General features: G+C 69.5%; 10 protein-coding genes and 1 pseudogene. 8 read left to right on the top strand and 3 right to left on the bottom strand.

What is annotated here, in order from left to right; genetic code table 11:
- The 4 genes and pseudogenes from D7V77_RS35450 to D7V77_RS35435 form a co-directional block, all read left to right on the top strand.
- Positions 1-786, top strand: a pseudogene (locus D7V77_RS35450) (biotin transporter BioY); the annotation flags it as partial.
- 86 nt (positions 787-872) lie between these two features.
- The gene (locus D7V77_RS35445; protein ID WP_120580692.1) at positions 873-2,588 is read left to right on the top strand and encodes an aldehyde dehydrogenase; all 1,716 of its coding nucleotides are present in this window, start codon (positions 873-875) and stop codon (positions 2,586-2,588) included.
- 52 nt (positions 2,589-2,640) lie between these two features.
- Entirely contained in the window at positions 2,641-3,816 is a 1,176-nt protein-coding gene (locus tag D7V77_RS35440; protein ID WP_120580691.1) for a tetratricopeptide repeat protein, read from the top strand.
- 73 nt (positions 3,817-3,889) lie between these two features.
- On the top strand, positions 3,890-4,441 hold the full coding sequence (locus tag D7V77_RS35435) for a hypothetical protein (RefSeq protein ID WP_120580690.1): 552 nt from the start codon (positions 3,890-3,892) through the stop codon (positions 4,439-4,441).
- Positions 4,442-4,455: 14 nt separating this feature from the next.
- Here D7V77_RS35435 and D7V77_RS35430 read toward each other — a convergent pair whose 3' ends face one another.
- Together D7V77_RS35430 and D7V77_RS35425 are read right to left on the bottom strand one after the other, a co-directional pair.
- Positions 4,456-5,592, bottom strand: a complete 1,137-nt coding sequence (locus D7V77_RS35430; RefSeq protein ID WP_120580689.1) for a cyclic nucleotide-binding domain-containing protein — start codon at positions 5,590-5,592, stop codon at positions 4,456-4,458.
- Positions 5,589-7,145, bottom strand: a complete 1,557-nt coding sequence (locus D7V77_RS35425) for a cation:proton antiporter (RefSeq protein WP_217276292.1) — start codon at positions 7,143-7,145, stop codon at positions 5,589-5,591. Before D7V77_RS35425 ends, D7V77_RS35430 begins: the two co-directional genes overlap by 4 nt.
- Before the next feature lie 201 nt (positions 7,146-7,346).
- Between D7V77_RS35425 and D7V77_RS35420 the strand changes: the two genes are divergently transcribed.
- The 4 genes from D7V77_RS35420 (at position 7,347) to D7V77_RS45165 (ending at position 11,006) form a co-directional block, all read left to right on the top strand.
- The gene (locus D7V77_RS35420) at positions 7,347-8,117 is read left to right on the top strand and encodes an ABC transporter ATP-binding protein (protein ID WP_120580687.1); all 771 of its coding nucleotides are present in this window, start codon (positions 7,347-7,349) and stop codon (positions 8,115-8,117) included.
- Complete coding sequence (locus D7V77_RS35415; protein ID WP_120580686.1) at positions 8,114-8,917, top strand: ABC transporter permease; 804 nt, start codon at positions 8,114-8,116, stop codon at positions 8,915-8,917. The genes D7V77_RS35420 and D7V77_RS35415 overlap by 4 nt, the downstream gene beginning before the upstream one ends.
- 200 nt (positions 8,918-9,117) lie before the next feature.
- Positions 9,118-9,696 (top strand): type 1 glutamine amidotransferase domain-containing protein, encoded by a 579-nt coding sequence (locus D7V77_RS35410; RefSeq protein ID WP_120580685.1) that lies wholly within the window; start codon positions 9,118-9,120, stop codon positions 9,694-9,696.
- Between the two features lie 413 nt (positions 9,697-10,109).
- Entirely contained in the window at positions 10,110-11,006 is an 897-nt protein-coding gene (locus D7V77_RS45165) for a hypothetical protein (RefSeq protein WP_120580684.1), read from the top strand.
- A gap of 75 nt (positions 11,007-11,081) precedes the next feature.
- Here the strand turns inward: D7V77_RS45165 and D7V77_RS35400 are convergent, their stop codons facing one another.
- Positions 11,082-12,008 (bottom strand): DUF1684 domain-containing protein, encoded by a 927-nt coding sequence (locus D7V77_RS35400; protein ID WP_120580683.1) that lies wholly within the window; start codon positions 12,006-12,008, stop codon positions 11,082-11,084.
- Positions 12,009-12,030 lie beyond the last annotated feature (22 nt).

Raw genomic sequence — 12,030 nt, 5'->3', positions numbered from 1 at the left:
GTCGGTGGCAGGCCCACCCCGCCGGTGCCGCCCGCGCCTCCGGTCCGGAGCGCGGTGCCCCCGGTGGCGCCCATGGCCCCCATGCTCGCGGCCGCGCCGCGTCCTCCCGCACCGCCCGCGCCTCCGCCGGACATGGGCATCGAGGACGGCGACACCTTCGCGTACCTCTCCGACGGCCGCACGATGATGGCCGGCAGCACGGACGACCTGTACCTGGCGCGCACCTTCAAGCAGAAGGGCAAGGACCTGCTCTTCGTGCGCCGCGACAACAAGCCCATGCTGATCCGCGACGCGAAGACGCTGGAGCAGGTGCGCAACCTGATGGAGGACGACCGGAAGCTGGGCGATTCGCAGAGCGCGCTCGGTGAGAAGCAGGCGGCCCTGGGCGCGCAGCAGGCCGCGCTGGGCCAGAAGCAGGCGGAGCTTGGCTATCCCATGTCGCAGATCGCCTCGAAGCGCGCGGAGATCGCCATGGAACGCGCCCGCCTCCACTCGCTCGCGGACGGCCCCGAGCGCGACCGCAAGGAAGCGGAGCTCGACAAGCGCGACGCGTCCTTCGACCAGGAGCTGGAGGGCCTGGACAAGCAGCAGGAGGAGCTCAGCAAGAAGATGGAGGCGCTCGGCGAGGAGCAGTCGAAGCTGGGTGAACAGCAGGGGAAGCTCGGCGAGCAGCAGGGGAAGCTGGGCGAGCAGCAGGCGGCGCGCAGCCGCGAGAGCATGAAGAAGGTGATGGCCGTCATCGACGAGGCCATCCGCAAGGGCCTGGCCGAGCCTCTGCCCTCCTGAGGACGGAGGGCGCGGCCCCTCGGTGACGGCGCACGCGGGGGTTCCCTATACCGGGACCCGGTGTGAAGCCTGTCTCGGAGGTCGCCATGTCCGCCGCCGTCCCGCAGCACACGTCACGCACCACCATCGACATCCTGGTGCGCCGGGTCCGTGAGGGCTCGAGCGCGTGGGCGAAGCTCCCTCTGCCGGAGCGCATCCGGCTCCTGGGGGACCTGCGCGACGCGTACGTCGCCATCGCGGAGCCGAGCGTGCGCGCGGCCTGCGAGGCGAAGGGCATCGACCCCGGCGGTCCACTCGCGGGTGAGGAGTGGCTCGCCGGGCCCATGGTGGTGGTGCGCAACCTGCGCCTGCTCTCGGACGCGCTGAAGGACATCCAGAAGCACGGCGCGCCCGTCATCCCCGCGAAGCACCTGCGCACGCTGGAGGACGGGCGGCTCGCCGCGCGGCTGTTCCCCCGGGACAGGCTGGAGGGGATGCTCCTGCCCGGCACCACGGGCGAGGTCTACTTTCAGCCCGGCGTCACCGCGGCCAACCTGCGCGAACACCAAGCGTCCTTCTACCGAAAGCCCCACAAGGGCCGGGTCTGCGCGGTGCTGGGCGGCGGCAACGTCAACTCCATCCCGCCCATGGACTGCCTCTACAAGCTCTTCGTCGAGGGCACCGCCTGCGTGCTCAAGATGAACCCCGTCAACGCGTACCTGGGCCCGTTCCTGGAGCAGGCCTTCGCCCCGCTCATCGCGCGCGACGCGCTGGCCATCATGTACGGCGGCGCGGAGGAGGGCGCGCAGCTGGTCCACCACGACGCGGTGGACGAGCTGCACATCACCGGCAGCGACAAGACCCACGACGCGCTCGTGTGGGGCCCGCCCGGCCCGGAGTCCGACGAGCGCCGCCGGAAGAACGAACCGCTGCTCGCGAAGCACGTCTCCAGCGAGCTGGGCAACATCTCCCCCGTGGTGGTGGTGCCGGGGCCGTACTCGGACGGCGAGCTGCGCTTCCAGGCGGACGACATCGCCGGCATGGTCGCCAACAACGCGTCCTTCAACTGCAACGCGGCGAAGCTGCTGGTGCAGCCGAAGGATTGGCTCCAACGCGGCACGCTGATGGACCGCATCCAGGCGAGCCTGGGCCATGCGCCCGTGCGCCGCGCGTACTACCCGGGCGCGCAGGAGCGCTGGCACCAGTTCACGGACGCGCGCCCCAACCTGCGGCTGGTGGGCAACCCCGGCGAGGGCGACCTGGCCTACGCGTTGATTCCAGACGTGGATCCCTCGAAGACGGACGACCGCGTCTTCCGCAACGAGCCCTGGTGCACGGTGCTGTCTGAGACGGGCCTGCCGGGCTCCGACGAACCGGTGACCTTCCTGGAGGCCGCGGTGGCGTTCCTCAACGAGAAGGTGTGGGGCACGCTGAACGTGACGCTCATCGTCCACCCGAAGACGATGCGGGACCCGAGGGTGCGCGCGGCTGTGGAGAAGGCGGTGCGCGATTTGCGCTACGGCACGGTGGCCCTCAACACCTGGCCCGCGGCGGCGTACGCGCTGGGCAGCATGCCCTGGGGTGGCCATCCGTCCGCGTCGGCCCGGGACATCCAGAGCGGGCAGGGCTGGGTGCACAACACGTTCATGCTGGAGTCCATCGAGAAGGCGGTGTTGCGCGCCCCGCTCACGTCGCTGCCCTCGCCTCCGTGGGTGCCGGGTCACAAGGGCGTGGCGGCGCTGGGCCGCCGGTTGGTGGAATTCGAGCAGTCCCCGTCCTGGTGGAAGGTCCCTGGTGTCGCCCTGGCCGCGCTGCGCCGGTAGGGGCAGGCGGGGAGGCGGGGATTCTGGAGGCTCGTGGTAGTTAAGGGGGACCATGGCATCCAGGTACGCGCAAGAGGGTGGGCAGTCGCTCCAGCAGGGTCAGCCGGCGGAGGCGGTGAAGAGCTTCCAGAAGGGCCTCTCCATCGACCCGAAGGACGTGGACTGTCTGATGGGCCTGGTGCGCACCCACCTGAGCACCGGCGCCGCGAAGGAGGCGGAAGGCGCCGTGACGCGCCTGCTGCAGGTGCAGCCGGACAACACGGAGGCGCAGGCGCACCTGGCCATGCTCAAGGCGCAGGCCGGAGACCCCGTGGCGCTGGTGACGCTCAAGGCGCTGGCCGCCGCACCCACCGCCGGCTACTTCGAGCGCTTCAACCTGGGCACGCTGCTGGCCGAGCGCGGCGACCTGGAGGGCGCGAAGGCCGCCTTCGAGGCCGCGCAGGTGGTGGCGCCCCACAGCGTCTACCCGCACTTCGAGCTGGGCCGCATCGCGGTGCAGCGCAGGGACACGGCGGCGGCGGTGACGCACTTCCAGCAGGCCTCGGCGCTGGCGCCCCAGGAGGCCCTGCCGCACCTGATGCTGTCGCGCGCGCATGCGGCGAACGGCGCCATCGGGGCGGCCATCGCGGCGGCCACGCGGGCGCTCGAGAACGCGCAGGGCCGCACGCGCGTGGCGGTGTTGCAGGACCTCTTCCGTCTCTACCTCCAGGCCAACAGCAAGGACTCGGCCCGCCGCACCATCCTGGAGCTGCGCGAGCTGGATCCGGCGCAGATCCGCTACGTCCACCTGCACGGCCTGGCGAGCATGCTGGCCGGGGAGCTGGCGGAGGCGAAGGCCCTCTTCGCGGAGGCCCTCGAGCGCGCTCCGAATCAGTGGGACATCCGTCACTCGCTGGCGCAGGCGCACGAGGCGCTGGGCGAGCGCGCCGAGGCCCGCAAGCTCCTGGAGGAGACCGTGGCGGTGGTGCCCCACGAGCCCGGCCCGACCAACGACCTGGTTCGCCTGCTGATGGGAGACCAGGACCACGCGCGGGCCCGCGTGCTGCTGGAGCGGGTGCTGGAGGCGAACCCCCAGGACGCGCTCACGCACCTGAACCTGGCGCGCGCCACCCAGCCGTTCGACCGAGCGGAAGCCACCCGGCACGCCAGGCAGGCGCAGTCGTTGGGCACGGCGGACGCCACCGTGAAGGACCAGGCGGCGCAGCTCCTCACGGAGCTGAGCGGCTGACGCACCCCGTCTTCCCCTGTCCCAGGCCCGTGCCTACCTTCAGGCGCGGTCCGAGAGCGGGCAGGGGGGACGTATGCGCAAGGCGGAGCAGGCATTGATCGAGCAGTTGGAAGCGCGCTTCCGGGAAGTGACGCGGCTGCTCTACACGACGTCCATCCCCGCATCGGTGTTGGACGCGGAGCTGCTGCCGATGATGGCGGAGGACGTCACCTTCACCGACCCCTGGCAGAAGGGGGGCGGCAAGGAGACGTACCGCAAGGGCGCGGCGGGCTTCCACTGCATGTTCCACTTCGACTTCGACATCTTCCAGCTCAACGTCCAACTGGAGCCGGATGGGAAGAGCGGGCGGGCCATCGTGGACGGGGTGATGAACCTCAAGCAGTTCGCGTGGCTCTACACGTACCCGCTGCGCACGCTGCTCGTGTACGACTTCACGCTCCAGCGCGGCGAGGACGGCGGTGAGGTGTTGCCGCTCATCCACGCGCACGAGGAGATGTGGAGCTTCGGCGACATGATCGCCAACGTGCCCGGAGTCGGCGCGCTCTACGACCGCTTCCGCAGCGCCTTCAGCGTGGGCTTCCTGGCGGCGTCCGCGGTGTGCGGGCGCCTCAGGCGGTCCACGTAGCGCACCAGTCTTTCTCAGCGGCCGAACAGCCCGCGCCGCTTCGTCGACTGCACCTGTCCGCCCAGGCGTGACAGGCGTTGGCCCAGGATGCGGCTCATCTCCAGCGCGACGGCGGGGTTGGCCATCATGACGCCGCGGAAGTCCTCGCGGCCCACGGCGGCCAGCTCGCACGGTGTGGCGGTGACGGCGGTGGCGTTGCGTGGTTCGCCCGTGAGCAGGGCCAGCTCTCCGAAGAAGCCCCCCTGCTTCACCGTGGCCACCGTCTGCCGTGAGCCGTCCTTCATCGCCACCTCGCCGGAGATGACCACGTAGAACGTCTCGCCCGCATCGCCCTGGCGGAACAGCTCCGTGCCCGCGGGCGTCTGGAGCAGCTCCGCGCCGCGCGCCACCGCCTCCAACTCGTCGTCATTCAGGGGCGCCAGGAAGTCCAGCTTGCGCAGCGTCTTCGCCAGCGTCGAAGCGAGGCCCTCGCCCAGCGGCGGCTCCGACGTGAGGAACTCCACCGCCGTCGCCACCTGCGTGCGGCGCGCCACGAGGATGACGTTGTGCCCGGCCTTCAGCTGCGTGTTGCCCTCCGGCAGCGCCGTGTGGCCCTGTGGATCCACCAGCGCGATGAAGATGCACTCGCGAGGGAAGCCCTCCATGCCGCGCACCTGCGCCACCGTCTGCCCTGCCACCCGGGCGCGGGCGGGAATGGCCAGCTCGAAGAGGAGCGCGTCGCCGCTGCTGAGCGGCAGCGACCCGGACACCTGCGGGAAGTCGATGGCGGTGGTCATCTTCGCCACCACCACGTCCGCCTCCGCCACCAGCTCCTTCACGCCCGCCAGCCGGTACGCGTCGCGGTAGTTCGTGTCCAGCATCCGCACCATCAGGCGCGCGCTGGACGTGGCGCGCACCAGCATGGCGAAGGCCAGGTTCGCCGGGTCGTGCGCCAGCACCGCCGCCGCCACGTCCGCTGTCCCGATGCCCGCCGCCTCCAGCACGCGCGGATTCGTGGCGTCACCGCACACCGTCACCACGCCCACCTCCTCGAAGAGGCGCGAGCAGATGCCCGCGTCGCGTTCGATGACCGTCACCGAGTGCTGCTCCGACACGAGCCGCGCCGCCAGCGCGCCGCCCACCCGTCCTCCCCCCGCGATGACGATCTTCATGACGCCTTGTGCTCCTTGCCTTCCGAATTCGCGTGCCCGCCGTGCAGCACCTTCTCCAGGCCCAACATCCGCGCGTCCAACTGCGCCAGCATCTCCTCCGCCGTCGCCTCCGGAATCAGCCCGTTGCGCCGCGCGCCCTGCAACGCCGTGCGCTCCGCGTCGATGAGCCGCCGCCGCGTGCTCAAGAGGTCCTTCGCCCCTTCGGCCAGGTGCTGCTCGCTGATGCGCCGCAGCTCCCGCTCCGCCCGGGCGATGTTCACCTGGTACTCGCTGCGCAGGTGCTCATAGGCCGCGCGCGGCAACAGGCCCTGCGAATGCAACGCCTCCAGCTCCACGTGCGCCGCGCGGCTGGCGATGAGCTTCCCGCGCTGCTCCGCCATCTCCAGCGCCACCGCGTCCTGCTGGAACAGCCCCAACGCCTTGAGCGCGCCCGTGAGCATCAACCCCTGGCCCACCATGGACACCAGCGTGACGCCGAACGCGATGGAGACAATCTGCTCGCGCGCGGGCGTATTCTCCGGAAGACCCAACGCCAGACCGATGGACAGCGCGCCCTTGATGTTTCCCACCAGGAACACGTGCTGCCAGCGCAGCGGGAGGGTCTCCGCGGGCTTGAACAGACGCAGCAGCAGGAAGGGCAGGTAGATGGCCACCGCGCGCCCCAGCACCACCGCCACCACCGCGATGCCCACGCCCGGCAGGTGTCCCTGGAGCGCCTCCGGCCGCGTGTCCAGACCGACGGAGAGGAAGAGGAACGTGTTGACGCCGAAGGTGGCGTACTCCCAGAAGGAGTGGATGGCCACCTGGCTTTGCGGCGGCACCTCCCGCCGCAGCGTCACGCCCACCGCGAGCCCCGCCACCACCGCGGAGATGGCGCCCGACAGGTGCACCTCTTCCGCCATCACGTAGGACGCCAGCGCCACCGCCGTCGTCACCATGATCTCCGCGAGCGGATCCTCCGCGCGCCGGATGATGAAGCCGCCCAGGAGGCCCAGCGCCAGCCCCACCACCGCGCCGCCCACCGACGCGAGCAGCACATGGCCGCCCAGCGACCCCAGCGAGGGCGCCATACCGCCCGCCACCACCGCCGCGATGGCCGTGTACGCCACCAGCGCGGTGCCGTCGTTGAAGAGGCTCTCACCCTGGATGATGCCCGCCAGCCGCCCGGGCACCGGCGCGCGGCGGAAGGCGTAGAGGATGGACACCGTGTCCGTCACAGCGAGGATGGAGCCCAGCAGCAGCGCGGGCCCCCACGCCAGGTCCAGCATCCAGTGCAGCGCGGCGCCGGTGGCGCCAATGGCGAGCACCATCCCCAGCGTGGACAGCAGGCCAATGGGGACCGCGTTCGCGCGGATGCCATTGAGGTCCGCCATGATGCCGCCCTCGAAGAGCAGCAGCGGAAGGCATATGAGGAAGACCACCTGCGGGTTGAGCGGGGGCACGCCCGGCAGCAGGTGTGCGACGGAGATGAGAAGGCCACCAAGCACCAGCGCGACGTTGTACGGCACGCTGGCCCGCTTGGCGGCGATGGCAAGCGCGATGGCTGCCACCATTAGGCCTATTAAAATAGGTACTTCCAGCAGCACGGCGACTCCACTGGGGCCAGGAAGGGGCGCGAAGCTTTCCAGATTCGCGTGGACCGTGCACGGGCACCGTCCGCTTTTCGTCTCCGGGCCCCGAGGCCCCGCCCGCCTGCCTCCCGCCGGAAGTGCGCCCTGGCGGCGAGACGTCCGCGTGGTACAGCAAGCACCCAGATGAAATCCGGTTCGCTGGACACCCTGGTCCTCTCCGTCACGGCCCTGCGCAAGACCTACGGCGCCCACACGGCCGTGGACGGCATCTCCTTCCACGTGCGCCGCCGCGAAATCGTGGGGCTCCTGGGACCCAACGGCGCGGGCAAGAGCACCACCATCAACATGCTCCTGGGCGTGCTCCAGCCCACCTCCGGCACCATCGCCATCGAAGGCACCGACCTGGAGACCCAGCGGGTGAAGGCCCTGTCCCGCACCAACTTCGCCGCCGTCTACTCGCCCCTGCCCGGCAACCTCACCGTGGCCCAGAACCTGCGCGTCTTCGGCCTCATCTACGGCGTGAAGGGGCTGTCCGCCCGCATCGAGACGCTGCTGGAGGAGTACGACCTGAAGCGCTTCCGAGACACCAAGTGCGGCGTGCTGTCCTCCGGCGAGCAGACCCGTGTGTCATTGGCCAAGGCCATGCTCAACGAGCCCCGCCTGCTGCTGTTGGACGAACCCACCGCGTCGCTGGATCCGGCCACGGCGCTGGACATCCGCACCCGCATCCGTGACTTCGCCGCGAAGGGCAACAGCGGCGTGCTGTGGACGTCCCACAACATGTACGAGGTGGAGTCCGTCTGCGACCGCGTCCTCTTCCTGGCGCGCGGACGGGTGCTGCTGGAGGGCGACCCGAAGACGCTGCCCCGCGAGCACGGCAAGGCGTCACTGGAGGAGTTGTTCATCGCCGTGGCCAACGAGCCGCTAGCGCTGGAGAGGAACGAAGCGCCATGAACCTGAACCACGTCGCGGGCATCGCGCTGCGCCAGTTCTATCTCTACAGGGGCAACTTCGCGCGAGTGGTGCCGCTGTTCGCCTGGGTGGCCGTGGACATGGTGCTGTGGGGCTTCATGACCCGGTACCTCAACCAGGTCACGTCCTCCGGCTACGACTTCGTGCCGGCGCTGCTGGGCGCGGTGCTGCTCTGGGACTTCTTCGCGCGCGTGATGCAGGGGTTGACGACGGGCTTCTTCGAGGACGTCTGGTCGCGCAACTTCCTCAACGTCTTCGCCACGCCGCTCACGCTGACGGAGTACGTGAGCGGCCTGGTGCTGACGAGCATCGTGACCAGCGCCATTGGCCTCGTCGTCATGCTGCTGTTGTCCACCACGGTGTTCGGCCTGTCCTTCGCCGCCTACGGGGTGATGTTCATCCCCTTCGTGATGGTGCTGTTCCTCTTCGGCATCGCGCTGGGCATCCTCAGCAGCGCGATGGTCTTGAGGTTGGGCCCCGCGTCCGAGTGGTTCGTCTGGCCCATCCCCAGCCTGCTGTCCCCGTTCGTGGGCGTCTTCTACCCGCTGTCCACGCTGCCGGAGTGGATGCAGTGGGTGGCGAAGCTGCTGCCCCCGTCCTACGTCTTCGAGGGCGTGCGCACGCTGGTGGCCGGCGGCGAGTTCTCCGGCGCCACGCTCGGCTGGGGCTTCGCGCTGGCGCTCCTGGACATCGTGCTGGCGGGCTGGGTGTTCCAGCGGGTCTACCGCTACGCGGTGCGCACGGGCCTGCTGGCCCGCTACAGCGCGGAGAGCGTGAGCTAACGCCGGACGCGCAGGAGCAGGCGTCGGGAGCGCATGGCGACAATCTAGCGTTGGTGAACGCGGCCTACCGACCTGGAAGGGGGGCAGCCGAGCGCATTCGGGACTGGAAGACGGTGCGGGGTGGCGTTGTCGCGGCCCCTGTCGTGGGCACCTTGCTCGGGCGGGTTCAACGACACCAATGCCCAGCGGGAGGCAGTTCCATGGCGCGCATCGCATTCATCGTGGCGAACGACTTCGAGGACTCCGAGTTCCAGGTGCCCTTCGACACGCTCAAGCAGGCGGGCCACGAGCCCGTCGTCATCGGCGTGGAGGCCGGCAAGACGCTCAAGGGGAAGAAGGGCGCGGAAATCCGCACGGAGAAGGCGGTGAAGGAGGTGAAGGCCGCGGACTTCGCCGCGCTGGTGATTCCCGGCGGCTACTCGCCGGACCACCTGCGCATGGACATCGCCATGGTCGGCTTCGTGCGCGACTTCTTCAAGGCGGACAAGACCATCGCCGCCGTGTGCCACGCGCCGTGGATGCTGGTGGAGGCGGACATCGCGGACGAGCGCACCGTCACCTCGTTCCCCTCCATCAAGACGGACCTCATCAACGCCGGCGCGCGCTGGGTGGACCGCCAGGTGGTGGAGGACGGCAACCTCATCACGTCCCGCAAGCCGGATGACCTGGAGGCCTTCTGCGCCGCCGTGCTGCGTCAGCTGAAGGACGGCATCGCCCCACGTCTGGAGTCGCCCCTGGCCCCGCAAGCCACCGCGGACCGCGCACCCCCAGTGCACTGAGCGGCCAACAGGGCGAAACATGGTCCAATAGGACCCAGCCCCCCAGGGTGCTTCACGCGCTCTGGGGGGTTCTACGTGCCGCGCGGAGCATCGGATTTTCCCCCCCGGGGAGAGGCCTGCCTGCCCCTGTTTCAGAGGGAAAATGTTGAGGGGACAACCCCGCATCCCCTCGACGCATTGCGCTGTCGGACGCATGCGCCGGGTTTTTGCTGCGCTGGCATTGTTCCGTTGTCTTTGGTTCTTCGATACAAGACACTCAGACGTTTGTACGGGGTTCCACCAACCCCAGGGGAGTCATCAAATCCCTGAATTTTACAGCTGGGTTGCCATTATGCAGCGTAGTTGCTTATTGTTTCGCCAGCCCCGCCCCCTTGACGGACCGCGCCAACACTGACGGTCACTGTGACTCCCGAATGAATCCGGCTCCCCGAAACGTGGTGTCCCAGCCCCGTCAGGTCGTCCGGGCGGTGTTGAACGAAGCGCTGGAGAGCAAGCTGGGCGGTGAGGTGGTGGTGAAGTCCACCACGGTCTCCGGGCGCATCTTCGTGGTGGAGCGCAAGGTGGCGTGGACGGTGCTCACGGGCCCGGGCTCGCGCAGCTTCTCCACGGCGCTCATCGACGCGAAGCTGGTGAGCCGCGAGGACGTCGAGCAGGTGATGGCGGAGTGCCGCAAGAGTGGCGGCAACTTCTGCGAGACGCTGGTGGCGTGGGGCCTGGTGCCGCGCGACACGCTGCGCGACGTGCTGTGCCGCCACCTGGCGGTGCAGTTGGAGACGCTCTGCGGACTGACGGAGGCGCAGGCCCTCTTCGTGCCGCAGCCGCGCTCCTACTCCAGCCAGCTGACGTTCGACCTGGCGGAGCTCACGGCCGAAACCACGCAGACGCAGCCTGCCGTTCCGCAGTCGCAGTCCCCAGCCGGTCCCCCCGTCCTACTGGAAGGTGAAGTCATGGCGAACGTGAAGCAGTCGCTGGAAGAGGCGATGAAGATTGAAGGGGCGTTCGCGGTCTGTCTCGCGGATGCCAACAGCGGGATGACATTGGGAAGTGTCGGATCCGCGGGGTTCAACGTCGAGGCGGCGGCGGCGGGCAACACGGAGGTGATGCGCGCCAAGCTGAAGACGATGAAGGCCCTGGGCATCAAGGACCGCATCGAGGACATGCTCATCACCCTGGGCGAGCAGTACCACATCATCCGTCCGCTCGCGGCCCGCGAAGGCCTGTTCCTCTACATCGCGCTGCACCGCGCGAACGCGAACCTGGCGATGGCGCGCTTCCGCATGGCGGAAGTGGAGAAGACCATCCAGCTCTGAGGTTTCAGCTTGATGACGCCCCCCACGCCGCCCGTTTCCCTCCTGGAGGGAAGCGGGCGGAGGCGTTTCGAGGGGTCAGTGCTCTCCCGCGCGCTTCTCGCCGGCTTCCACGCGCAGGGACAGGCGGTTGCCGCGCGGAGGCAGCGGGCAGGTGGCGAAGCGCGAGAAGGCGCACGGCGGATTGTAGGCGCGGTTGAAGTCCAGCACGACGCGCCCGTCCTTGTCCGGCAGCGGCGCTTCGAGGAAGCGGCCGGCGCCGTAGGTCGTGTCGTGGTTCGTCTCGTCGCCGAAGACGATGAACAGCTCGTCCGAGCCCTCCTCCCCCACGGGCGTCAGGCGGTACTCCTTGCCCGCCACCTTGAAGACGAGCGTGCCGGCGGACTTCATCTCCTCCGCGTACCCCAGCACCGTGGGCACGCTGAGCATGCGCGGCTTGTCGTCCGGCACCAGCCGCGCCTCCACCTTCCAGTCCGCGCTGGCCGGATACAGCGGGATGCCGTGGAACTGCTTGCGCGTCGCCGCCTCCGAATCCTTCATCCGCACGCCCAGCCTGTCCTTCCGGCGGATGATCTGGAAGTTCACGGTGCCCAGCCGCACCACGTCCGGCGCTTCCTTCTCGTCTGTCTTCAGCGCGCCGCCGGTGAAGGGTTTGCCCTCCAGCGTGAAGGCCACACCCGGCGCGGGCTGGAAGCTCACGGTGTCACCCTTGCGCACGAAGGTCCCCGCCCTGGCCGGCGCCGACGAGGGCAGTGGCACCGCGCTGTCGGGAGCGGAGCCGGCCGTCTGCTCGCCCTCCTTCAACCAAGTGAGCCCCACCAGCGTCAGCCAGCCGTCCGGCGATGTCAGGCGTTGCAGCCGCTCGGTCTGCCACGCCTGGGTGGCGGCGGCGACGTCCTCCGCGGGGGCCTTCTTCTCCGCCTGCGCGGCGGGTTTCGGGAGGGGCTTCGTCGCGGGCGGCGAGGCCTGTAATGCCAGGGACAGGACCAGGGCGAGGGTGCTCATGCGGATGGGCCTCGAAGGGAGG

Origin of the sequence: Corallococcus sp. CA041A, assembly GCF_003612075.1 — a bacterium.
GTDB lineage: Bacteria > Myxococcota > Myxococcia > Myxococcales > Myxococcaceae > Corallococcus > Corallococcus exiguus.
This window is presented reverse-complemented; position numbering and strand designations above follow the sequence as displayed.